This window comes from Dokdonella koreensis DS-123, assembly GCF_001632775.1.
Lineage (GTDB): Bacteria > Pseudomonadota > Gammaproteobacteria > Xanthomonadales > Rhodanobacteraceae > Dokdonella > Dokdonella koreensis.
Genome location: NZ_CP015249.1, coordinates 3,028,459 through 3,052,220, shown reverse-complemented (window position 1 = coordinate 3,052,220; position 23,762 = coordinate 3,028,459). Strand labels below are relative to the sequence as shown.

The window sequence follows — 23,762 nt, the reverse complement described above, 5'->3', positions numbered from 1 at the left end:
GCCTCGGTCAGCGTTCGCGCAGGCGCGGAATCAGTCCAGGGAGGTTGCACGGCCGGGTCCGCGCGTCGAGCTGGTCGCGCAACAGCTTCTCCCAGGCCAGCCGGCAGGCCGAGGTGGAGCCGGGCAGGCAGAACACGAAGGTCTCGTTGGACAGGCCGGCGAACGCGCGCGACTGCATCGTCGAGGTGCCGATGTCCTCGTAGCTGAGTGCGCGGAAGACCTCGCCGAAGCCGGGCATTTCCTTGTCGAGCAATGGGCGTACCGCTTCGGGCGTCGAGTCGCGACCGGTGAAGCCGGTGCCGCCGGTGACGATCACGCCGTTGACCTGCGGCTCGGCGATCCAGGCGGCGACGATCGCGCGCACGAGGTAGCGGTCGTCGCGGCAGATCCTGCGCTCGTGCAGGCGGTGCCCGGCCTGGCCGAGCGACAGCACGAGGTAGTCGCCGGAGGTGTCCTCGTCGGGACCGCGCGTGTCCGATACGGTCAGCACGCACAGGTGGAGCGGCACGAAGTCGGCTTGCGCGGTCATCGGACGTCCTGCGGTTGCGATGGGGCGCCACGCGCCAGGCCGGCGAGCAGCGCGGAGAGGTCGGCAGCGAAGCCGTCCATGTCGAACAGCGGGCTGGTGGCGCGCCGGCGCTCGAGTTCCCGCCGCAGCTCGGCGCGCGCATCGGCGTCGCGGCCCAGCGCGACGGCGGTGGCGATGAAGCCGGCTTCGTCGCCGGCGTTGAGCTGCGCCAGGTCCAGGTGGGCATTGAGGCTGGCGGCGACCCGCGAAGCGAAGGTCTCGCCGGGCAGGGTCAGCACCGGACAGCCGGCCCAGATCGCATCGGATGCCGTCGTATGGGCGTTGTACGGCGCGGTGTCGAGGAACAGGTCCACGTGGCCGAATCGCGCGAGGTAGTCGGCGTGCGGCAGCGGGGCCATGAACACCAGGCGTTCCGGCTCGACGTCGTGGCGGCGGGCCGCCGCGCGCAGCCGCTGCTCGGCGTCGCCGGGGCCGGCCAGCAGCCACAGCACCGCGCCGGGTACCTCGCGCAGCACGGCCATCATCCGCCCGAAGCTGGCCGGGTTGATCTTGTAGCTGTTGTTGAAGCAGGCGAACACCACGCCGTCGGCGGGCAGGCCGCAGGCCGCGCGATCCGGCGGCGGGGCCACCACGCGGCGCGTGTCGGATGGCTGGAAGCAGCGCGGCAGGTAGGCGACGCGCTCGGCGTAGTGCGCCTGCAGCGACTCGGGCAGCACCACCGCGTCGGCGATCACGTAGTCCATCCAGGGCGCGCCCGAGGTGCCCGGGTAGGCCAGCCAGTTGACCTGGACCGGTGCCGGCCGCAGTGCGAAGACCTCGCTGGTCCCGCCCTCGCCGTAGCCGCGCAGGTCCACCAGCAGGTCGATGCCGGCGGCGCGGATGGCCTGCGCGGTCGCTTCCGGCGTCAGGCCGGCGACATCGTGCCACTGGCCGGCCGCCGCGCGCAGGCGCTCGCGGATCGGGCCGTCGCCGCCACCGGTCGCGAACAGGTGGGCCTCGATCGGCTGCGTGCGCAGCGCCTCGAACAGCGCCACCGTCAGCAGGCCGGTCGGGTGCTCGCCGAAGCCGTTCGAGACGAAGCCGATCCGCGGCGCCGGCCCCGGCGCCGCGGCGGGCGGATAGTCCAGGCGCTGCCGCACGCGCTGCATTTCGGCCTCGACGCCGGCGGCGAAGGTGCGCGCGCAGCGCAGCTGGTCGGCGGCCGATGCGTCCTCGGCGAGGAACGCGAACGGCGTGATGCCGGCGGCGTCCTCGCGCACGCTCTTGAGCAGGCGCGCCGCCCAGGCGTCCAGCCCGTCCCAGTCGCAGAGCCGGCGCTTGGCGAACAGCAACTGGCTGAGCGCGGGATGGAGCAGGGGATCGCGATCGACCGCACGGGCATAGGCGGCAGCGGCTTCTTCGAGCTCGCCGAGCGCGTCCAGCGCCAGGCCGCGCTGGAACGCCAGCCCGGCCGCATCCGGTGCAAGTTTCTCGGCATGCCCGTAGGCGACCAGGGCGTCGCGGTGGCGGCTCTGCGCGACCAGGACCTCGCCGTACAGCCGGTAGGCTTCGAGGTTGGCGCCGTCGACGCTGAGTGCATCGCGCAGGCAGGCCTCGGCTTCGACCAGGCGGCCGAGCTTGAGCTCGGCGGCGGCCAGGTTGACCAGGATCGTCGGATGGCGCGGTGCGCCGAAGGTGGCGGTCGCGAACGAGCGCTGGGCTTCCAGGTAGCGGCCGGCGGCCATCAGGGCATTGCCGAGCGTCATCAGGATGGCGGCGTGCCCGGGATGCTGCCGCAGCGCGGCGCGCAGGTCCTCGACGGCGGTATCGGCGTCACCGGCGGCCGTCCGGGCGCTGCCGAGATTGCAGTGCGCGGCGACCGACAGGGGCGCCAGCTCGACCGCGCGCTCGAAGGCGGCGATGGCGTCGGCGGTACGCGCCAGGCGCAGCAGTGCGATGCCGTGCAGCCGCGCGGCTTCGGCGGCGTCGGGCTGGGCGCGGCGCAGCTCGGCGGCGCGCGCTTCGGCGCGCGCATCCTGGCCGGCTTCGAGCAGTTCGGCGATCTGCGTGAGAGGAGCGTGTGCAACGGAAGTGGGGTCGGCATTCATGCCGCCACGCTAAACCACCCCGGTCGCCGGCGCCAGCCTGTCGCTACCGGCATGCCGGCTCCGGCCGGCACCCGCAGAACGGTCGCCGCCCGCCGGTGGCCGCCGCCGCTCAGGCGTTCCCGGCCAGCTGCTGGAGCTGGTCGGCCTGGTCCTCGCGCGTGAGCGTGTCGACCAGCTCGTCCAGGTCGCCGGCGACGATCTCGGGCAGGCGGTACAGCGTCAGGTTGACGCGGTGGTCGGTCACGCGCCCCTGCGGGAAGTTGTAGGTGCGGATGCGTTGGCTGCGGTCGCCGGAGCCGACCTGCAGCCGGCGCGACTCGGCCTGGGCGGCGTTCTGCTTGGCGCGCTCATCGTCGAGCAGGCGCGCCTTCAGCAGCGACAGCGCACGGGCGCGGTTCTTGTGCTGGCTGCGCTCGTCCTGGCATTCGACCACGATGCCGCTCGGCAGGTGGGTCATGCGGATCGCCGAGTCGGTCTTGTTGACGTGCTGGCCGCCGGCGCCGGACGCGCGGAAGGTGTCGACCTTGAGGTCCGCGTCGCGGATCTCGATCTCGTCGATCTCGTCGAGCTCGGGCAGGATCGCCACCGTCGCCGCGGAGGTGTGGATGCGTCCCTGCGCCTCGGTCTCCGGTACGCGCTGCACGCGGTGGGTGCCCGACTCGTACTTGAGACGGGAATAGGCCCCCTGGCCCTCGATGCGCGCAATGGCTTCCTTGTAGCCGCCGTGCTCGCCGGGACTGGTCGACAGCACCTCCACGCGCCAGCCGCGGTTTTCGGCATAGCGCGCGTACATGCGCAGCAGGTCGCCGGCGAAGATCGCCGCTTCGTCGCCGCCGGTGCCGGCGCGGACTTCGAGGAACAGGTTGGCCTCGTCGCGCGGATCCTTCGGGATCAGGTGCAGGTTCAGCTCGTCGTCCAGCTCGCCGAGCCGCCGCTCCAGACCGGCGATTTCCTCGTCGGCCAGCTCGCGCAGCTCCGGGTCCTGCAGCATCGCCTGCGCGGCGCCGATCGCGGCGGTCGTGCGGTCGTAGTCCGCCAGTCCGGCGGCGAGCGGCCCCAGCTGCGCGTGCTCACGCGAGATCTCGCGCAGCCGGCGCGCATCGGCCAGCACCTCCGGCGTGGCGAGCAGGTGTTCGAGTTCCTGGTGGCGTTCGGCCAGCTGTTCGAGTTTGCGGCGTATCGAGGGTGTCATTCGGTGGTATCGGACGGGGCGTCGAACAGGCGCTCGGCAGCCGTGAGCAGGTCGACGTCGCCGCGCAACGCCGCGCTGCGCAGGTTCGCGCTCGGCGCATGCAGCAGCTTGTTGGTGAGGGTATTGGCGAGGAAGGCGAGCGCCTCGTCGGCCGGGCGGCCGCGGGCGAGCAGGGCACGCGCCTTCTCCAGGACTTCGTCGCGATGGGCCTCGGCGCTGCGGCGCAGCTCGCCGACCGGGTTGCGCAGCTCCAGCGCGCGCCACCAGCCCATGAAATGCTCGACCTGCAGCTCGATCAACGCTTCGGCCTCCTTGGCGGCCGCCTGGCGGCTGCGCAGGCTCTCGTCGATGACCGAGCGCAGGTCATCGATCGTGTACAGGAACACGTCGTCGAGCTCGGCCACGTCCGGCGCGATGTCGCGCGGGACCGCGATGTCGACCAGGAACATCGGGCGATGCCGGCGGCTCGCCAATGCGGCGGCGACCCCGGAGCGATCGAGGATCGGCTCGCGCGCGGCGGTCGAGCTGATGACGATGTCCGCTTCCGGCAGGTGCCGCGGCAGGTCGTCCAGCGCGATCGCGTAGCCGCCGACACTGGCCGCCAGTGTCTGGGCATGCTCCAGGGTGCGGTTGGCGACGATCGTGCGCCGGACCTGCGCCTCGGCCAGGTGCCGCGCGGTCAGCTCGATCGTCTCGCCGGCGCCGATCAGCAGCACGCAGGCCTTGGACAGGTCGGCGAACAGGCGCTCGACCATGCGCACCGCCGTATAGGCGACCGAGACCGGGTGCGCGCCGATGCGCGTGTCGCTGCGCACGCGCTTGGCCACCGCGAACGTGTTCTGGAACAACCGGTCCAGCGGCGCCTTGAGCGTCTGCGACGACCGCGCGATCTGATAGGCGTCCTTGACCTGGCCCAGGATCTGCGGCTCGCCGAGGACCAGGGATTCCAGGCCGGTCGCGACGCGGAAGATGTGCCGGACCGCCTCGGCATCGTCGTGCCGGTAGAGGAATTCGTCGAGCCGGTGGCCGTGCAGGCGGTGGTGCTGGTGCAGCCATTCCCCGGGCAGGCTCTCGGCGCCGGGCTCGACCGTGCAGTAGAGCTCGGTCCGGTTGCAGGTCGAAAGGATCGCCGCCTCGCGCACGCCGGGCAGCGACGAGAGGCCGGCCAGCGCCTCGGGCGTGGCCTCGGGCGCGAAGGCGATCCGCTCGCGCAGGGCGACCGGTGCCGTCAGGTGGTTCAGCCCGAGGGCGATCAGCGCCATCGATGCGAACGCGGCGGCCATGTGCGGGCGGCCGGCTGGAGCCGGCCGGTTCCGGCCGCGGCCCGCACGGGGATCACGGCGGGTGCGGGGATCGGTGCGAGCACCCGTTCCATGCCCGCACGCGCCCGCCGCGGCGATGCGTCGCCGGCGACCGGAGGCGAGACAGGAGCCGGCAAGCGGTTGCCGGCCCGGCGATGGGGGGCCGGAGCGTTGTTCACACGCGCATAGTCCACGATGTTGAGAGGCGGAGCCAGATCGGCGGAACGAATCGCCCGCACGATCGCCGGCCGAGGCGGCGCCGGAACGGGAAGGACACGGGCGACGGCATTCACTTGCACAATCCGCTAACGATCACGTAGGCAGCAATCAGCTAAGCTTAGATCCGACGATTCCGCACACGTCGTCTGACCCGGCACCGCAGGCGCGGACTCGCAAGGCGGCTCGCGCGGAGCGGACCTGCGACCGGCGTGAATTGTGCGGGCGCCGCGCTGTCACTTCAAGCCGGTATTCCAGTTCCGACAAGGCCTTGCATGCGATTCTCATTCCGTCCCGCCCGACTGGCCGCAGCAGGCAGGCATCGCTTGCGGCATCTTGCCGCGTCGGGCCTGGTCGTGCTGCTGACCGCCTGTGCGACGGTGCCGCGGCCGTCGAGCGCACCCGCCCGGCCCCCCGGCGCGGTCACGATCGCGCCGGTCGATGCGCACGACGACCTGCTGCTCCAGCTGATCGCCGGCCAGTTCGCCGTGCAGGATGGCGACCTTGCCGCCGCCGCCGGCCGGTTCGTCGAGGCGGCCCGGCTTTCGGCCGATCCCGCCATCGCCGAGCAGTCCACGCAGCTGGCGCTCGCGGTGCGCGACTGGGCGCTGGCGCGGACCGCGCTGGCGCGCTGGCGGCAGCTGGCGCCGGCAGCCCTCGGCACACGTCAGGCGGAGGCCTGGATCGCGCTCGGCGAGGGCGACGTGGCGGCGGCGACCCGGCTGCTGACGGCCCTGGTCGACACCGCCGACGAGCAGGCCTGGCGCCTGGCTGCCCAGGTGCTGCTGGCCTCGAACGACAAGGCGGTCGCGGCCGGCGTGCTCGATCGCCTGGCCAGTCCCGCGCGGCTCGGCGACAAGCCGGCGGCCTGGCTGGCGGTGAGCCAGCTGGCCTACAAGCTGGAGAACCGCCCCTTGGCCGATCGCCTCGCCGACGAGGCGGTCACGCGCTTCCACAGCGCCGATGCCTACGGCTGGAAGGCACGGCTGGCGCTCGATCGCGGCGATCGCGGCCGGGCGCGCGACATCTTCGCCGAAGGCGTCCGGCGCCGCCCGGGCGATGCCCGGCTGCGTGGCGGCTATGCGGCCCTGCTGGCCGAGTCGGGCGACAACGCCGCCGCTGCACGCGTGCTCTCGACCGGCCCGCAGGACGACACGATCTTCGCCGCCCGCGCCGCCTATGCCGCGCGCGCCGAGGACAAGGCGACGCTCGCCGCGCTGTATCGCGAGGTCCAGGCCGATACCTCGCCGCGCAGCGGCACCCGTCTGTATCTGCTCGGTCAGCTGGCCGAGCTGGTGGAACAGCCGGCCCAGGCGCGCGCCTGGTACCGCGACGTTCCCCGCGACGACGAACGCTGGTTCGAGGCCCAGACCCGCCAGGCGGTCCTGCTCGACGATGGCGGACGTACCGACGAGGCGCTGGCGCTGCTGCGCTCGCTGGAGCCGGATGCCGCCGACGACGGCGAGCAGCTCGGCACCGTCTTCCTCGTCCAGGGCGACCTGCTCAAGCGCCACGGCCGCAAGACCGAGGCCGTGGCCGTCTATCAGCGCGGCCTCAACAGCCTGCCCGACGATGCCCGCCTGCTGTACGCGCGGGCGATGCTGGCGATCGAGCTCAAGGACATCGGCGCGGCCGAGGCGGACCTGCGCCGGATGATCGCACTCGACCCGGACGACCCGACCGCGCTCAACGCGCTCGGCTACACGCTGGCCGACATGACCGACCGCTGGGCCGAGGCGCTCGACCTGATCGAGCGGGCGATCGCCCTGAAGCCCGACGAGCCGACGATCATCGACAGCCTGGGCTGGGTGCAGTACCGCCTCGGCCGCGTCGACGAGGCCGTGGCGACGCTGCGGCGCGCCTACGAGAAGATGCCCGACCCGGAAATCGCCGCGCACCTGGGCGAGGTCCTGTGGGTCAGCGGCCAGCGCGAGGAGGCGCGGCGAGTCTGGAACGAGGGCCGCCGGGCCGATCCGGACAACGCGACCCTGGTCGAAACGATCCGGCGGCTCGATTCGTGAGCCGGTCGATGCGGTGGCGGTTCTGCGGCCTGCTCGGGCTGATGCTGCTGGCGGCCGGCTGCGTCAGCACCGGCATCCGGCCCGACGCCGGGCGGATGGCGGCCCAGGCCGAGCGCGAGGCCGTCTTGGCGGGTACGCGCAACTGGGCGTTGACGGCGCGCATCGGTGTTTCCGACGGCCGCGACAGCGGCAGCGGCACGCTCAACTGGACGCAGGACGGCGACCGGTTCCGCTTCCAGGTGCATGCCCCGGTCACCGGCAAGACCTGGATCTTGAGCGGGGACGGCACGCATGCCGTGCTCGAGGGCCTGCGTGCCGGCGCGGTGGCGGACGCCAGCGCCGAGGACCTGCTGCGCCGCGAGCTGGGCTGGCGCGTGCCGGTCGCCGAGCTGGCGGACTGGGTGCGCGCGCTGCGCTCGCGCAGCGATGCCGACATCCGCTTCCGCGAAGACGGCCTGCCGCAGGAGATCCGCGAAGGCGGCTGGGTCGTGCGCTACCTGGACTACGACGACGCGGCCCCGCCGCTGCCCCGCAAGCTGTTCGCCGAGCAGGGCGACTACCGCATCCGGCTGGCGATCCAGCGCTGGCAGTCCCGATGACCGCACCGGCGCCGGCCGGTCCGGGCTGGTCGTCCTGGCCGGCGCCGGCCAAGCTGAACCTGTTCCTGCACATCGTCGGCCGTCGCGCGGACGGCTATCACCAGCTGCAGACGGTGTTCCACCTGCTCGACTGGGGCGATCGCATCCGCCTGCGGCCGCGCGCCGACGGCCGCATCGTCCGTCACGACGGCCCGGCCGGCGTTCCGCCGGAGGACGACCTGGCGGTCCGCGCCGCCGCTGCGCTGCAGGCCGCCTGCGGGACCGGTGCCGGCGCGGACATCCTGGTCGAGAAGCACATCCCGCTCGGCGCCGGGCTGGGCGGCGGGAGTTCCGACGCGGCCACGGTGCTGGTGGCGCTGAACCGGCTGTGGGGATGCGGCCTGGCGATGGACGACCTGGCCGAGCTGGGACTGCGCCTGGGGGCCGACGTGCCGGTGTTCGTGCAGGGCCGGTCCGCCTTCGCCGAGGGCATCGGCGAGCGCCTGACACCGCTGGCGCTGGCGCCGCAGTGGTACCTGGTGGTCCATCCCGGCGTGCACGTGCCCACCGCCGACCTGTTTCGGGCACCGGAATTGACACGCGATACGCCAGCTACGACAATTTCACGTTTCCTTTCGGGCGAAACGGCGTTCAACGCCTTCGAGCCGCTCGTGCGCCGGCGCTATCCGGCGGTGGCGCGGGCGTTCGAATGGCTCGAGCCGCATGGCGTCGCGCGGCTGAGCGGCTCGGGATCGGCAGTGTTCGTGCCGGTCGCGAGTGCGGAGGACGGGTATCGGTTGGCGGGCGATCGACCGGCGGGCATGACGGCCTTCGTCGCGCAGGGCCTGGACCGTTCGCCGCTGCACGCGATGCTGGAGCGCCGGGAGGGGGAAGACAACAGCGATTCCTGACACCGGACGGTGGTCGTTTCCCGCGGGGAAACGGGCGGCGCCGGCCTTGCCGGGAATCGCATCGGTTTGCTGGGGCGTCGCCAAGTGGTAAGGCACCGGGTTTTGATCCCGGCATTCGCAGGTTCGAATCCTGCCGCCCCAGCCACTTCGACCGGTTCCGGCGTGGCCTGTGTGGCAGCTGACGAGGGCGACACGTGAACAGCATGGCGAATACGGCCGGGATTCTGGTCTTCACCGGCAACGCCAACCGCGCGCTGGCGACGGCGATCTGCGAGGACCTGGGGCTGCCGCTGGGCAAGGCCCAGGTCGGGCGCTTCAGCGACGGCGAAGTGCAGGTGGAGATCGAGGAGAACGTGCGCAACCAGCGCGTCTTCGTGATCCAGCCGACCTGCGCGCCGACCGCCGACAATTTCATGGAGCTGCTGGCCCTGATCGACGCGCTCAAGCGCGCCTCGGCGTCCAGCATCACCGCGGTGCTGCCGTATTTCGGCTACTCGCGCCAGGACCGGCGCCTGCGGTCGGCGCGCGTGCCGATCACCGCCAAGGTCGCGGCGATGGCGATCGGCGCGGTCGGCACCGACCACGTGCTGACCGTGGACCTGCACGCGGACCAGATCCAGGGATTCTTCGACATCCCGCTGGACAACGTCTATTCCTCGCCGGTGATGCTGGCGGACATCTGGCGCGGCTACGGCCGCGACAACCTGATCGTGGTGTCGCCGGACGTCGGCGGCGTGGTGCGGGCGCGGGCGATCGCCAAGCGCCTCGACGACGCGGACCTGGCGATCATCGACAAGCGCCGTCCGCGCCCGAACGAGGCGACGGTCATGAACATCATCGGCGACGTCAGCGGCAAGACCTGCGTGCTGGTCGACGACATCGTCGATACCGCCGGCACGCTGTGCGCCGCGGCCGCCGCGCTCAAGAAGCACGGTGCGGCGAAGGTCGTCGCCTACTGCACGCACCCGGTCCTGTCCGGTCCGGCGCTGCAGAACCTGGCCGGGTCGCAGCTCGACGAGCTGGTGGTGACCGACACGATTCCGCTTTCCGAGGCGGCGCGTGCGGTCAGCAAGATCCGGCAGCTGTCGGTGGCCGAGCTGCTCGCCGAGACGATCCGGCGCATCGCCTACGGCGAATCGGTCAGCTCGTTGTACGTGGATTGACGGCCTCGGCCGGGAATCCTCATCGCTTCACTTCATCCGCTCTCCTGGTCGCGGGAGAGCCCGACGCCGCCGCGAGGCGGCCAACTCCAGAGGCAACAAAAATGGCAACTCACGTAATCAATGTCGAACGCCGCAACGACGAGGGCAAGGGTGCGAGCCGCCGCCTGCGTCGTTCCGGCATGGTGCCGGCCATCGTCTATGGCGGCGACCTCAAGCCGGTCAGCATCCAGATCATCCACAAGGACGTCATGGCGGCCAGCCAGAACGAGTGGTTCTACTCCTCGATCCTCGATCTCAGCCTGGGCGGCGACGTGCAGCGGGTGCTGCTGCGCGACCTGCAGCGCCATCCGTTCAAGCAGCAGCTGCTGCACCTGGACTTCCAGCGCGTCAACGAGAACGAGGCGATCCGTGCCCGCGTGCCGCTGCACTTCCTGAACCAGGAAACCTCGCCGGCCGGCAAGACCAGCGGCGTGATCGTCATGCACGAGCTGACCGAAATCGAAGTCTCGTGCCTGCCGCGCAACCTGCCGGAGTTCATCGAGATCGACCTGGGCCAGATCACGCTGGGCGACATCATCCACCTGTCCGAGATCACCCTGCCCGAGGGCGTGGAGATTCCGGAGCTGCGCCTGGGCAAGGAACACGACATCGCCGTCGTGATCGCCAAGATGGCCAAGGAAGAGGTCGAGCCGGTGCCGGCCGATGCCGCCGCCGCGCCTGCGGCGGATGCGAAGAAGGACGAGAAGAAGTAAGCGCCTGGGCGCTTCGGCTTCCCGATGGCCGGCCTGCGGCTCATCGTCGGCCTCGGGAATCCCGGGGCCGAGCATCTCAGGACCCGGCACAACGCCGGGTTCTGGTTCGCCGATGCCCTCGCCCAGCGCGAGGGCGCCCGTTTCGGCTTCGAGACGAAGCTGAGCGCCGAGACGGCCAAGCTGGCCGTCGAGGGCGGCACGGTCTGGCTGCAGAAGCCGACCACCTACATGAACAAGAGCGGCGTCGCCGTCGCGGCGGCGCTGCGCTACTGGAAGATCGAGCCGGAGGAGATGCTCGTCGTCCACGACGACCTGGATCTTCCTCCCGGCGCGGTGCGGTTGAAGTTCGACGGCGGCCACGGCGGCCAGAACGGCCTGCGTGACATCTTCGCCCACCTCGGGCACGGCCGCTTCCATCGGCTGCGGCTCGGGATCGGCCATCCCGGCCATCGCGACAAGGTGACGCCCTGGGTGCTCGGCCGGCCGTCGGTGGCCGACGAGAATGCCATCCTTGCCGCCATCGGCGAGGCGTTCGACGTGCTTCCGCTCGCCGTCCGCGGCGAGTTCGAGAAGGCCATGCAGTCCCTGCATACGCCGCGCGCGGCCGGCGCATAGCCAGGCCGGCGGGTGCCGGTCCGAATCCACCATTGCGGAGTTCCAGATGGGTATCAAATGCGGCATCGTCGGCCTGCCCAACGTGGGCAAGTCCACGCTGTTCAATGCCTTGACCAAGGCCGGCATCGCGGCGGCCAATTTCCCGTTCTGCACGATCGATCCCAACGTCGGCGTGGTGCCGGTGCCCGATCCGCGGCTGGTCGCGATCGCCGGCATCGCCAGGCCGTTGAAGGTCATCCCGACCTCGATCGAGTTCGTCGACATCGCCGGCCTGGTCGCCGGCGCCTCCAAGGGCGAAGGGCTCGGCAACAAGTTCCTGGCGCACATCCGCGAGGTGGATGCGATCGCCCACGTGGTGCGCTGCTTCGAGCATCCGGACATCGTCCACGTCGCCGGCCGGATCGATCCGATCTCGGACATCGAGACCATCGACACCGAACTGGCGCTGGCCGATCTCGAATCGGTCGAGAAGGCGCTCAACCGGGTCGAGCGCGCGGCCAAGGCCAATGACAAGGATGCGCTGGCCCGCCGTCCGGTGCTGCGCAAGCTGGCCGAGGCGCTCAACGAAGGGCGGCCAGCTCGCGCCGCCGGGCTGGACGAGGAGGAGAAGGCGCTGGTCCGCGACCTGTTCCTGCTGACGCTCAAGCCGCTGATGTACATCGCCAACGTCAAGGAAGACGGCTTCGTCGACAACCCGCACCTGGAGGCCGTGCGCCAGCGCGCGCAAGGCGAGGGTGCCGAGGTCGTGCCGGTCTGCGCGGCGATCGAGGAGGAGCTCTCGCAGCTCGACGACGCCGATCGCGACACGTTCCTGGCCGACATGGGCCTGGACGAGCCGGGCCTCAATCGCGTCATCCGTGCCGGCTATCGCCTGCTGGGCCTGCAGACCTACTTCACCGCCGGCGAGAAGGAAGTGCGCGCCTGGACGGTCCGCAAGGGGGCGACGGCGCCGCAGGCCGCCGGCGTCATCCATACCGATTTCGAGCGCGGCTTCATCCGCGCCGAAACCATCGCCTACGACGACTACATCAAGTACCGCGGCGAGGCGGGGGCCAAGGAGGTGGGCCGGCTGCGCCTGGAAGGCAAGGACTACCTCGTAAAAGAAGGCGACATCCTGCATTTCCGCTTCAACGTCTGAGCCCTCGTCGCGCGCGACCGCGTGCCCGGGCGGGTGCCTGCTCGTTATCCCGACGAAAGCTGCGGCCATGGATGGCCGCGAGTCACTGATCCGAATGCGTCGCACATTCGCGGCGACCTATCCCGACGGTGGCGATCCCGGACGGATCGCATAGGCAGCCCTCCCAGAAAAGTTCTTCGCCCATGTGCGGGGACATTTGGCCTTGCTCCTGCTTTGGCTTTGGCTCTTGGCTTTTTCGCCCTAAAGCAAGCCGAGCATCGCAGGGCGAGGAGGCCGCAGAGGCGCCCCGTGTCTGAGCGAAGCGAGTTGGGGCGCCGTGCCTGGTCGTCCGAGAAGCGCAGGGGACGCCGGGCGAGAGGGCTTTTGGTTCCTTTTGGCCCGTCAAAAAATGTCCGGGAGACATTTTTGACATCGCGTCAGCGATGGCCCGGAGGGCGGCGGCCAGGGATGGCTGCCGCAAAAGGGACTCGGCCGCGCAGCGGACGAAAGCTCTTGATGTTGCTGTTGTTCTTTTCTGTGCCAGCAATCCTCACCAGATAACCACGGCAGAAGATCAGAGCAGCAGCTTCCGCACGCTGCGCGCGCGGGTCACTTTTGCGGCCCGCCATCCCTGGCGGCCGCCCTTCGGGCCGTCGCTGCGCGACGTCAAGAATTTCTCCAGGAAATTCTTTGTCTTGGCAGAAGTAACCAAAACCGCCTGCGCCGGCGCGAGCCGGCACGGCTGCGCCGCGCCGGTCCCCTGCGCTTCTCGGTCGGCCAGGCACGCTGCCCCAACTCGCTTCGCTCAGACACGGGGCAGCTCTTCGGCCTGGCCGACCTGCGATGCTCGGTTCGCTTTAGGCGCCAACAGCAAGAGCGAGAGCACGGCAACGGCAACAGCGACAGCAACAGCGAGAGCGAGAGCAGCAGTGGTTGCGACGGAAGCGGCAGCTGATTGATTCCCGCGAAGGGGCGAAGAACCAAAAAAAAACCCCCCATCACAAGGATGGGGGGCGCAAGTCACGCGGCCTTGCCGGTCTAGTTCGCTTCGGCAACGCGGCGCACGGGGGTGAATGACCACAGCACGTAGCTGCCGGCCGGATCCGCCAGCGGCACGGTGAGCACGTCCGAGCCGATGCCCAGGTTCAGCACGTACTGCCGGCGCGCCTCGCCTTCTTCCGATCCAGGTTCGAGCTCGACCAGGGCGAGTACCGCTTCGCCCGCCGGGTTCGCTCGCGTCCAGTCGGTGGCGAAAGCCTGGCCGCTCTCGTCGCGGGCGACGATGCGCAGCCAGGTCGTCCCGGCGCCGTTGAGGCGTTCGATGCGGAAGGCGGCGGCCTCGAGCGCGTCCGAAGTCCCCTCCGGCATCGCGACGAGCACGGTATCGACCAGTTCCCGTGCCGGCGCGTCCGGCGTGAACGCGATCGCGGCCTGCATGTCCAGCCGCTCCTGTCCCGGCTGCAGGCCGGCCGTCTGGCCGAAGTGCTCGAAGCCGTCGCGGTAGATGACGATCGGCGCGCCGGCCGTGTGCTGGTCGTTGGCGGGGTTCGCGTCGGCGGCGTGCGTCGTCCGGCCGGCGAGCGCGGCGAGGCCGTCGGCGTTCCAGCGCACCGGGGCGCTGACCAGGTAGCTCAGGCTGCTGCCGGCCGGCACCGCCAGGCTCGCGTCCTGCAGGTCGCCGGTGCCGCTGCCGGTGCAGTGGCTGCTATCGGCCGCCAGGCACTGCCAGCTCGCGAACGTGGCATCGAGCTGTGGCGACAGCTGGCCGCTGACGGTCCCGTTCGCGACCGCATCGCGTCCGAGGTTGCGCACGGTCACCAGGTAGTCGAGCAGATCACCGCGCTGCGCGTAGCCGCGCAGGCTGCGCACCTCGATCGCGAGGTCGGTGCTGGCCGCGAGGTTGGTCAGCACGAACTGCGCCGGCGTCACGCCGCTGACGCTCGCCGTCACCGCGTAGGTGCCGGCGCTTGCATTGGCGACGGCCTGCACGGCGGCGTAGCCATTGGCGTCGGTGGTGACGCGTGCTTGCGACAGCGCGGTCGACGCGCCGGTGGCGGGCGCGGTGAAGTCGACGTTCGCGCCGGCCAGCGGCTGGCCCTGGCTGTTGAGCACCTGCACCGACAGCGGCACCGGGAAGGCCGCGTTCAGCGCCGCGCTCTGGCCCGAGCCGCCGAGTGCGCTCAGCGTGGCGGGATCGTTTGCGCCGGCTTCGACGGTCAGCCGGACCGGAACGATCACGCGCGGCTGTTCCGGATCGTTGCTGTCGAGGCAGAGGCTGGCATGGTGCTCGCCGGTGGCGAGTCCGCTGCTGTCGATGCGCACCGCGACGTCGGTGCTGGCGCCGGGCGCGACGCTGCCGCTGGACGGCGTCAGCGTCAGCCACGACACGCTGCTCGCGGCTTCGCAACCGGACACGTCGTGCGTGGCCGCGCGGATGAACAGCGAGCGATACGCCGGCCACGCGGCAACCAGCGATTCCCACGCGCCCTGGTCGAACTTCTTGTAGCCGTGGCCGACGTTGGCCGGCTGGCCAGCCGAAGTATCGGCGCCGAGCGTCACCGGCGGATCGGTGGCGAACCAGCGCACGCCGATGTAGACGCCGCCCGAGAAGATGCGCAGGTTCAGGCTCGACAGGTCGAAGCTCTTCCACGGCAGTGCCGGCGGCAGCGGCGGGATCGGCAGATCGGTCGCGCTGAGCGCGAGCGAGCCGAGCTCGGTACCCGGCGAGCCGCCCGGACCGTCGTCGTCGTAGACGACCAGGTCGAAGTCGAGCGAGCTCGGCCCGATGCTGACGAACACGATGCAGGCGGCGTCGAGCATGGTCGGGTACGTGCGCGGCACGAAGTAGTCGACCATCGTGATGCGCTGCACGAGGCTGGGATCGGCGCCGTAGCCGCTCTCGACGCTGCCGTCGTCGTGCCGGATCAGCCCGGGCGCGTTGTTGCAGTCGAGCTGGCCGGCCGTGCCGATCGTGGCGAGGCCGGGCAGCGGCTGGCCGAAATGGCCGGCCAGCTCGAAGCCGCCGGCCCCGGAACCGCCGGCGGGAGCGAGCACCTCGGGTGCCGGCGAAGCGGTCGGCGTCGCGCCGCGGGCGTTCCAGTCCAGCGTTCCGGCGCCGTCCGTGTTGTGCAGCGTGAAGGTCTGCGTGGTGTTGCCACCGGCTTCGAGGGCGACGTCGAACGCGGAGGGCGCGGTCTCCAGGCAGGGGGCGTCGAGCTTGACCTGCAGGTCCACCGTGGTGGTCTGCGTGGACGCCAGCACGATGTCGTCCAGCGAGACGTCGACATGTCCCGCCTTGCGCACGAGAACGGACAGCGGACTCTCGTCGAGGCTGATCTCCCTGCTGAAGCGGCCGGCGGAGTCGGTCGTCATCGTGAAGCTGTTGTGCTGGCCGGTGATGGTGACCTGCGCATTCGCCGCGGCCGTCGTCTGGCGGCCGCAGTAACCGAGCGCGGAGACGTTGCCGGCGAGCGTGCCGGCGCTGGAGTCGGCCACGGTCAGCTGCACCGGAACGCGGATCAGCTCCGCGTTCGGATCGTTGGTGCTGAAGCACAGCTGGGCGCGGTACTGACCGAGCGCCAGGCTGTTCGCGTCGGCACCCACGGTCACCACGGAGCCGGCGCCCGGCGCGACGGTGCCGCCGGTCGAGCCGAGCGTCAGCCACGGAACGTCGTGCGGGCTCATGCAGGCGCGTGCTTCGCCGCCGAGGCTGGTCTCGAAGGTGCCGCCGCCGTTGGTGGCGGCCAGCAGGCTCGAGGTCCCCTTGAAGGCGAAGCCCTGCGGAACCGGCCCGGCGACGGGGATGCCGCTGTCGAAGCGCTCGAAGCTGGCGCCGGCGTCGCCCGAACGCAGCACGCGGATCGTGCCGGCGAGGGTGGAGGACTGCCCGGCGTAGATCACGTTCTCGTCGACGGGATCGCAAGCGAGCGAGACCACCAGGACCGGGAAGGTGGAGCCGGTGGCCTGCCAGTTGGCGCCGCCGTCGTCGCTCCGGTACAGCGCGCTCGGATTGCCCTTGACCGCGAATACGCGCTGCGGCGTGGCCGGATGCGTGCACATGCGCGCAGTGGCCCAGTAGCCGACCGGCTCGATGCCGGCCGATGAGGGTTGCCAGCTGGCGCCGCCGTCGGTCGAGCGCAGGACACCGCCGAGCGAGGCCGAGCCGGCAGTGGCGACCATGTTCAGGTCGGTGCCGTCCTGGATGATCTCGATCGCCGTGACCTTGTAGCCGGCGGTGGCCTCGTGCACCTTGGTCCAGGTCTGGCCGCGGTCGGTCGAGCGCCAGATCGTGGCCTCGGAGCCGGCGACGCCGTTGTCCTTGCCGCCGACGACGATCAGGTTCGGGTCGTTCCAGCCGAACGCGATGGCCTCCAGGTCGACCAGGAAGTTCGCGCCCTGGTTCGGGCCGAGGTGCGTCCAGGTGCCGTCGGTTTCGCGGCGGTACACCGCTTCCCTGGCGATCGTGGTCGGGCCGGTCGAGATGCCGTACAGGGTGCCGTCCGGCGCGAAGCGCACCGTGACGTAGCGCGTCGGCGGCGCCGACTCGACGATCCAGTGTGCGCCGCCGTCGGCGGTCGAGTAGATGCCGCCGGCATTGGCGGCCTGGAACGCGACGGCGATCTCCTGCGGGTTGAGCGGGTTGGTCGTCACCGAATACAGGCGCGCCTCGGCGATGCCGGTGCCGTACGCGGCGAAGCTGTCGCCGCCGTCGAGGCTGCGGAACAGGCCTTGCGACATCGCGCCGGCGAGGATCTCGCCCGGGCTGCCCGGCACCAGGGCGAGGTCCATCATGCCGACGCGCGAGGTGCCGCCGAGTCCGGTCTGCCAGGTGACGCCGCCGTCACGGCTGCGATGGATGCCGCTGTTGCTGGTGGCGAGGTAGATCGTGTCGGAATCCTGCGGATCGACGGCAATGGCTTCCACGTGCGGCGTCGGCGTCGACGTGTGCAGCGCGGCCCAGGTGACGCCGAGATCGAGCGATTGGTACAGGCCGAAATACTGGTTGTTGTAGGCCTGGCCGCCGCCGACCAGCAGCCGCGTACCGTCGAAATGCACCGAGCGCGGCGGATTGCCGGGCAGGCCGGCGGAGCGGTTCGTCCAGCTCGCGCCGCCGTTCGTGCTGACCCAGACCTGGCCGCCGCCGAAGCCGCCGTCGAACAGCGCGACGACCGTGTTCGGATTGGTCGGATGCACCGCGATCGCGCGGCCGTTCAAGGTGGCGCCGAGGGTCGGCGTCACGTTCTGCCAGGTCACGCCGGCGTCCGTGCTGCGCAGCAGGTTCTTGGTCTGCACGCCGTTCGCGGCCGCGACCGCCGCCCAGACGATCGACGAGTTGCTCGGCGCGACCGCGACGCCGAAGGTCTGGCGGTTGGCGCCGATGTTGAGGTTCGGCGTGGACCACGTGACGCCGTCGTCGGTGCTCTTGCGTACACCGGCCATCGTTCCGGCATAGGCCGTGCCGTCGCCGGCGTACACGATGCTGTAGATGTTCGCGCCGCTGATGACCTGGGTCCAGCTCGCGCCGCCGTCGATGGAGCGGTACAGGTTGCCGGCGCCGACGGCGGGCGCGGTGCCGAGCAGGATCAGGTCGGGATTGATCGGCGAGATCGCGATCGCCTCGACGTCGCCGCCGAGCGGGCCGATCGGTTGCCAGGCGGCATCCGCGCTCGGCGCCGTCGCGCTGACGCCGGCCTCGGCGGCGGTCCAGACCAGCTCGGCCGAACCGGTGTTGGCGATGTTGAGGCTGCGGCTGTCGGTGGCGTCGGCCGCCAGGGTGAACGCGAGCGAGCCGGGCGTGATGCTGGCGACCGGGTCGAAGCGGGTGCTGAAGGTTCCGGTCGCCGACCAGTTGCCGCCGCCGCAGGTGTTCTCGCCGCGCACGCGCCAGTAGTAGGTCTTGCCGGTGGCGAGCAGGCTGGTCGGCCGGAAGCTGGTCGCGGCGACGGTCTGGTCGATCGACGGCGCGGCGAACGCGGCGTCGGTGGCGACCTGCACGTGATAGGTCTCGCCGGCGACGCCGTTCCATTCGAAGTTCGGTCGCACGACGACGTTCGTCTCGCCATTGGCCGGCGCGCTCAGCGTCGGCGCGGCGAGCGCGGCGGCGTCGATGTGCAGATCCAGGTCCACGCTGCGTTCGAGGGCGGCGAAGGCCGGTCCGGAGGATTGCGCCTTGACCGTCAGCCTGTAGCTGGCGCTGGGCTGGCCGGCGGTGTTGCCGAGGCCGAGCGTGGAGGTCGAGGCCGGGTCGGCCGGCACCAGCGGGTTCTGCGAGAAGCTCGCGGTGACGCCGGCGGGCAGGCCCGAGGCGATCGACAGCGTGACCGGGTCGTGGAAGCCGCCGTGGCTGCGCAGTTCGAGAGCGTAGCTGGCCGGGTTGGCCGCGCAGACGTGCAGCTCGGCCGGTGCGCCGGCAATCGTGAAGCCGCCGCATTCCTCCATCGCCGCGTCGACGGCGGCCAGCGCATCGATCTCGCCCCAGCCGGTGGCGTAGTTCGGCACGTTGCCCGGCCCCGGTGCTGGCGTTCCGCCGGAGGCGTACGGCACCGGCCGCGCGGTCTTCATGATGATCGTGCCGGTGCCGGCGTAGTCGCCGACCAGGCAAGGTGCCGCTTCCCACATCAGCGCCACCAGGCCGGCCACGTGCGGAGCCGACATCGAGGTGCCGTTGCTGAGGTAGTAGTGATCGTCGGAGTCCTTGCCGGCCGAAAGAACCGACACGCCGGGCGCGACGATGTTCGGCTTGATGCTCGGGAAGCCCTGGTGATCCGGATAGTTCGGCAGGCCGGCGGTGGGGTAGTCGGTCGGTCCCCAGTTCGAGTGGGCCGCGTACAGGCCGTTGTCGGTGCCGGTGGAGCCGACCGAAAGCACCTTGCCGTAGCGTGCCGGGTTGCCGACGGTGTTCAGGCCGGGCGGGCGCGAATAGTTGCAGTTGCTGGCGTTGCCGTTGGAGAACACCGGCACGATGCCGGCGGCGATCCACGCGTCGACGACGCCCTCGTACCAGGTGTCGACCTGGCGGTTGCAGTCGGTCCAGGAGTTGTTGACGACGTGCGGACGGCGGTTCGGATCGGGGTTCTGCTGGGCCAGGTTCCATGGCGCGAGCATGAACTGGCCGCATTCGAACAGGGCCGACGCGGTCGAGGACGGATTGAAGCCCTGGCAGGCCATCCATTTCGCGCCCGGCGCCATGCCGATCAGGCGGTCCGAGCCGCCGTCGCCGACCATCGTGCCGATCGTGTGCGAGCCGTGGTTGTGCGGGTCGGTGGGGGCGGCCGAGTGGTCGTACGGGCTCCACCAGTTGTAGTTGTGATCGTATTGGTCGGGACCGATCGTGCCACGGTACCGGTGCACCAGGGCGTCGTGGCTGTAGCGCGCGCCGGTGTCGATGTTGGCGACGGTGATGCCGCGCCCGGTGAAGCCGAGATTCCAGACGTCGGGCGCGTTGACGTGCTCGATGTTGCTGATCGCGGCGGCCAGCTCCGGCAGCAGCACCGGCTCGGTCTTTTCCGGCTCGATCAGGCGCACGTCCGGCTCGCCGATGATCCGATCGATGCCGGCGGAGGCCGCGCGGCTGGCCAGCGTGTCGAGCACGGCGAGATCGGCGTCGCGAACGTGGATGACGTTGTCGATCCAGAACGCCTGGTACTGGACGCCCTGCTGGTCGAGCAGGGCGCGCAGCTCGCGCTGCGATTCCTCGGCCACCGCCTGCAGCGCCTGCTGGACGTAGTGGCCGCGTGCGTTCCAGTCCATGCCGAACGCGGCTGAGAGGTCGGCGCGGCGTCCCAGGTAGACGAACATGTCGGACTTGCCGCCGCCACTGAGGCGGCCGGCCAGGGCCTGGTCGATATGGAACGGGGCCGCCTGCGTGGCGGATGGAGCGGGAACGGCTGACGGCGTACCGGCCGTGATCGGCACGGATACGCTGCCGGCGAAGCCTATCGCCAGCGACATCAGTAGCGGGCGCGGGTTGAGCCGGCCGCGACGTGGGACAACGGACATCGGGGTCTCCTTAACGGACATCGACGAAGAGCGGCCGAATCGGATGGCGCCTGCCATCGACTCGGGGTCCGCCTGCGAGTCTCGCGGCAACGCGCGGCGCCGGCCTTGCGAAAGCCCCTGCGAAGCCTTCCAAAACCCTGCCATTGGACATTCCAACGTGTTCATCCACCGGGGTTTTTGGCCGCATCCGGGGGCGGCGGCATTGCTGCGCCGCAGCGTCCGGACGGGCAGTCGTGGCATGGATGCGGTGGCGCGATCGGCCGCCGCCGCTCCCGGAGGGCGCGTGCGCGCGGCTCGCCTCGGGGAGTGCGTCCCGCGGAGCGGACCCGCCGGCGGCCATGCCCCGGTGCATCGAGCCGGCAGCGGATTGCGGTCGTGCCGCCGTCGCGGTCAGGGCGGGGTCGGCGGGACGAGCAGGGCGGGCGGCAGGTCGCGCTCGCCAGCCAACTGCCGGGCGCGATCGAGGGTGCGCCGCCAGGCGCTGGTCTGCCCGAGCGCGTGGTGCAGGCGGACCTGCAGCAGGGCGGCGTCGTAGTTGCTCTGGCCCCAGCGCGCCATGTGGCCCGCGATTCGCGTGGCGTCCTGGACCTGCCCGGTCGCGAACAGGAAATCGCAGTACGACTGGGCCACGTTGAGCATTTCCCGCGGCACGGCCCGGCGCACGGCCTGCGACCAGGCGGCTTCGTACAGCTGCCTGGCCGCGTCCGCATCGCCCCGTGCGGCGGCGTCCTCGGCACGCATCAGCGTGATCCAGTGGACGACCAGCGGTGCCTCCTGATAGGGCTCCGCCCAATGGCGTGCAGCTGCCAGCGTCGCCGCGGCGGCGTCCGCCTCGGCGCGCGCGCGCTGGGCGCGGGACAGTGTCGCCCAGGTGCGGGCGATGTTCCACGGTGCCCCGGTGGGCTTGCCGGCATGCCGCGCCAGCGCCTCGCCGGCAGCCGCGACGGCGCCCGCGGCATCGCCGGTCTCCTGCGCCAGCCACGCGGCGACGTACTGGGGCCACAGGCCCTTGCGGACATCGTCGGGGCCGGGCGGCGACGCCGGTTCCAGCAGGTGCCGCAGCCGTTCGCGTGCCTCGGCGAGCCGTCCGGCATCGGCGAGCATGTAGGCTTCGTTCAGGCGGGCCAGTTCGATCAGCGCGGGATTGTCCACCTGGGCGCCGGGCCGCTCGAACTGGCGCGCATCCTCGAGCGCGGCGGCGGTCTCCAGCTGGTCGCTGTGAAGCTCGGCCAGAGTGATGCGCAGGCGCAGCTCCGATTGCACGTCACCGAACAGGGCCAGCCGTTCGAGTGCCGCGCGCCCCAGCGACTGCGCCTCGGCGATGCGATGCGCGTCGCCGAGCAGCATCGAGAGATTGGCGTCCAGGCGCGCCAGCGCGAGCTGGTCGCCGCTGCTCTCGAACAGCACGCGCGCGCGGCCGTAGTCGGCCTCGGCGCCCGCGTAGTCGCTGTCGATCACGCGGCGCAGGAACGCCCGTGCGGAGATCGCGAAGCCGAGCGTGTCGTGCGCGTTGCGGAACGGCTCGCGCGTCTCCAGCAGGGCGATGGCCTCCTCGACATAGGGAAGCGCCTGCGGGTTCTGCACCTGGCGGATGTGCGTATAGGCCAGGCCGTGCAGGACCTGCGCGCGCAGTATCGGGTCTCGCTCGGCGGGAACCCGGTCCAGCAGATCCAGCAGGATCTGCTGCGCCAGCGCGTAGTTGCCGGCCCGCAGCTCTATGTCGCCGCGCTGGTAGAGGATGCGCGGCTCGTTGTGCGGCCCGGATTTCTCCAGCAGGTGGCGCGCCTCGTCGAGGCGGTCCACGAGGGTCGCCGCCTTCACCTGCTGCAGCAGGTAGTCCAGCGCGTCGCCGTGGGCGGTACCCGGGTCGGGGGCGGCGACGGCGAGGTCGAGCAGGATCGCCATGCGATCGGTGGCGGCGCGCGCCGCTTCGATGACGTCGGCGCCGTCCCCATGGGCCGCCAGCGCGTGCTCGCGGCCGTGCGCGGTTCTCAGCTCGACCCGCCAGCCGTCGCCGTTCGGCTCGGCGGAGGCGCGCAGCACGAGGCTGGCGGCCGTGGCGTCGGCGAGCGCCTCGATGTCGGCCGCGGTCGGTTCCGCCGGCAGTCTGCGGGCCAGGGCGACCACGTTGTCGCTCGGCACCACGGTCTGGCCGGCCGCGCGCAGGCGCTCGCCGATCAGGTCCATGACGCCGAGACGGATCCAGGCGTTGCCCGGCGCCTGTGGCGCCCGTACCGGCAGCACGATCGCGGTGTCGGCCTTGGCGTCGACCGCGGGGGCCATGAAGGTCGGCATCACGCCCCACAAGCCGATCAGTGCGGCGAGCGCGACCGCAGCCAGCCCGAGGCGCCACGGCAGTGCCTTCCGGCGCTTGGACGCAGGGGCCGCGGCGGCCGGCAGGGCACCGGCAGGCGCCTGGGCGAGGAAACCGGTATCGGCGGCCGCGCCTGGCTGGCCGGCGGGCTCGGGCGGGGCGTCGGCCTCCGCCGGATCGGCCGCGAGGACCCGGACCGGCATGACCCAGCTGTAGCCGACACGCGTGATCGTGCGGATCGTGATCTGCCGGTTGGCGTTGTCGCCGAGGACGCCGCGGATGCGGCTGATGATCTGGCCGAGCACGCTGTCGCCGATCTCGACCTTGCCCCAGACCGTCGCGATGATCTCGTCGTGCCCGACCACCCGGTCGCGATGCTCCAGCAGGTAGACCAGGCAATCGAACGCCTTCGGCTGCAACGGAACCAGCCGGCCTTCGTACCAGAGCTCGCGCTTGGCCGGGTCGACGCGATAGCCGTCGAACTGGTAGACCGCGTTGCTGCTCATGCCGTATGCCTTGCCGGGGTGCGGTTTCCGTCATCGGGTGCGGCGCGGGTGCGCTGCGTCGACGCACACCGGGCGGCGTCGGGAAGGCTGGCGGCGGGCGTGGCGGATCGGCGGGGCGAAAACGGCGGTGGCATGCTCGAAACTGCGGACGTGCGGCGGCTGACCTCGTCGAGGGCGCTTCCGCCTCGATCTTCCCCATGGGCATGAACACGCGCCCAGCAGCCGGCGAGCATGCCTCTTCCGGCCGCATCACGCCAGTTGTCGCGGCCGGCCTCCGCTTCCGGCCGAGAGCGAAGAGCGGCGCTGCGCAGCGACCGCGGCCAAGGCGGGGCGAGAAGCACGGACATGGAAAAATAACGAGACCTTCGGCAGTCATTGCCGGTAGGATGCGCCGCCCGGCGACGGTCGGTTGCCGCCCCGGAGCGATCCGGAGCGCGCAGGCGCCGCGGGGGCGGCGCGCCC

At 71.2% G+C, this 23,762-nt stretch carries 13 protein-coding genes and 1 tRNA gene; 8 read left to right on the top strand and 6 right to left on the bottom strand.

Annotated elements, in window-relative coordinates:
* Window positions 1-7 precede the first annotated feature (7 nt).
* From moaB to hemA, 4 genes are all read right to left on the bottom strand, one after another.
* Complete coding sequence (moaB, locus tag I596_RS12475) at window positions 8-529, bottom strand: molybdenum cofactor biosynthesis protein B (RefSeq protein ID WP_067648423.1); 522 nt, start codon at window positions 527-529, stop codon at window positions 8-10.
* Complete coding sequence (locus tag I596_RS12470) at window positions 526-2,616, bottom strand: O-linked N-acetylglucosamine transferase, SPINDLY family protein (protein ID WP_067648421.1); 2,091 nt, start codon at window positions 2,614-2,616, stop codon at window positions 526-528. Before I596_RS12470 ends, moaB begins: the two co-directional genes overlap by 4 nt.
* Before the next feature lie 109 nt (window positions 2,617-2,725).
* The gene (gene prfA, locus I596_RS12465) at window positions 2,726-3,808 is read right to left on the bottom strand and encodes a peptide chain release factor 1 (protein WP_067648419.1); all 1,083 of its coding nucleotides are present in this window, start codon (window positions 3,806-3,808) and stop codon (window positions 2,726-2,728) included.
* A complete protein-coding gene (gene hemA / locus I596_RS12460; protein ID WP_067651906.1) occupies window positions 3,805-5,070 on the bottom strand; it encodes a glutamyl-tRNA reductase in 1,266 nt (421 codons plus the stop codon). The genes prfA and hemA overlap by 4 nt, the downstream gene beginning before the upstream one ends.
* Before the next feature lie 581 nt (window positions 5,071-5,651).
* On the opposite strand from hemA, the gene I596_RS12455 reads away from it, so the two are divergent.
* The 8 genes from I596_RS12455 (at window position 5,652) to ychF (ending at window position 12,503) form a co-directional block, all read left to right on the top strand.
* Window positions 5,652-7,346 (top strand): tetratricopeptide repeat protein, encoded by a 1,695-nt coding sequence (locus I596_RS12455; protein WP_083965554.1) that lies wholly within the window; start codon window positions 5,652-5,654, stop codon window positions 7,344-7,346.
* The gene (lolB, locus tag I596_RS12450) at window positions 7,343-7,945 is read left to right on the top strand and encodes a lipoprotein insertase outer membrane protein LolB (protein WP_067648415.1); all 603 of its coding nucleotides are present in this window, start codon (window positions 7,343-7,345) and stop codon (window positions 7,943-7,945) included. The genes I596_RS12455 and lolB overlap by 4 nt, the downstream gene beginning before the upstream one ends.
* Window positions 7,942-8,835 (top strand): 4-(cytidine 5'-diphospho)-2-C-methyl-D-erythritol kinase, encoded by an 894-nt coding sequence (gene ispE / locus I596_RS12445; RefSeq protein WP_067648412.1) that lies wholly within the window; start codon window positions 7,942-7,944, stop codon window positions 8,833-8,835. The genes lolB and ispE overlap by 4 nt, the downstream gene beginning before the upstream one ends.
* Before the next feature lie 70 nt (window positions 8,836-8,905).
* Window positions 8,906-8,980: transfer RNA gene (locus tag I596_RS12440), tRNA-Gln, on the top strand.
* A gap of 58 nt (window positions 8,981-9,038) precedes the next feature.
* Window positions 9,039-9,998 (top strand): ribose-phosphate diphosphokinase, encoded by a 960-nt coding sequence (locus tag I596_RS12435; RefSeq protein WP_067648410.1) that lies wholly within the window; start codon window positions 9,039-9,041, stop codon window positions 9,996-9,998.
* A 101-nt stretch (window positions 9,999-10,099) separates the two neighbouring features.
* A complete protein-coding gene (locus tag I596_RS12430) occupies window positions 10,100-10,750 on the top strand; it encodes a 50S ribosomal protein L25/general stress protein Ctc (RefSeq protein WP_067648407.1) in 651 nt (216 codons plus the stop codon).
* Between the two features lie 24 nt (window positions 10,751-10,774).
* Window positions 10,775-11,365, top strand: a complete 591-nt coding sequence (pth, locus tag I596_RS12425) for an aminoacyl-tRNA hydrolase (protein ID WP_067648405.1) — start codon at window positions 10,775-10,777, stop codon at window positions 11,363-11,365.
* 46 nt (window positions 11,366-11,411) lie between these two features.
* Window positions 11,412-12,503 (top strand): redox-regulated ATPase YchF, encoded by a 1,092-nt coding sequence (gene ychF, locus I596_RS12420; RefSeq protein WP_067648400.1) that lies wholly within the window; start codon window positions 11,412-11,414, stop codon window positions 12,501-12,503.
* A gap of 1,017 nt (window positions 12,504-13,520) precedes the next feature.
* Here the strand turns inward: ychF and I596_RS12415 are convergent.
* Together I596_RS12415 and I596_RS12410 are read right to left on the bottom strand one after the other, a co-directional pair.
* On the bottom strand, window positions 13,521-20,480 hold the full coding sequence (locus I596_RS12415) for a S8 family serine peptidase (protein WP_150132137.1): 6,960 nt from the start codon (window positions 20,478-20,480) through the stop codon (window positions 13,521-13,523).
* A gap of 390 nt (window positions 20,481-20,870) precedes the next feature.
* Window positions 20,871-23,300: a winged helix-turn-helix domain-containing protein gene (locus tag I596_RS12410; RefSeq protein WP_067648394.1), complete on the bottom strand. Its 2,430-nt coding sequence runs from the start codon at window positions 23,298-23,300 to the stop codon at window positions 20,871-20,873.
* Between the last annotated feature and the right edge of the window lie 462 nt (window positions 23,301-23,762).

Coding starts and splice junctions, on each gene's coding strand:
- I596_RS12435 (WP_067648410.1), top strand. CDS start 9,039: ATGGCGAATACGGCCGGGATTCTGGTCTTCACCGGCAACGCCAACCGC.
- I596_RS12415 (WP_150132137.1), bottom strand. CDS start 20,480: ATGTCCGTTGTCCCACGTCGCGGCCGGCTCAACCCGCGCCCGCTACTG.
- hemA (WP_067651906.1), bottom strand. CDS start 5,070: ATGGCGCTGATCGCCCTCGGGCTGAACCACCTGACGGCACCGGTCGCC.
- ychF (WP_067648400.1), top strand. CDS start 11,412: ATGGGTATCAAATGCGGCATCGTCGGCCTGCCCAACGTGGGCAAGTCC.
- prfA (WP_067648419.1), bottom strand. CDS start 3,808: ATGACACCCTCGATACGCCGCAAACTCGAACAGCTGGCCGAACGCCAC.
- I596_RS12410 (WP_067648394.1), bottom strand. CDS start 23,300: ATGAGCAGCAACGCGGTCTACCAGTTCGACGGCTATCGCGTCGACCCG.
- moaB (WP_067648423.1), bottom strand. CDS start 529: ATGACCGCGCAAGCCGACTTCGTGCCGCTCCACCTGTGCGTGCTGACC.
- I596_RS12430 (WP_067648407.1), top strand. CDS start 10,100: ATGGCAACTCACGTAATCAATGTCGAACGCCGCAACGACGAGGGCAAG.
- I596_RS12470 (WP_067648421.1), bottom strand. CDS start 2,616: ATGAATGCCGACCCCACTTCCGTTGCACACGCTCCTCTCACGCAGATC.
- pth (WP_067648405.1), top strand. CDS start 10,775: ATGGCCGGCCTGCGGCTCATCGTCGGCCTCGGGAATCCCGGGGCCGAG.
- ispE (WP_067648412.1), top strand. CDS start 7,942: ATGACCGCACCGGCGCCGGCCGGTCCGGGCTGGTCGTCCTGGCCGGCG.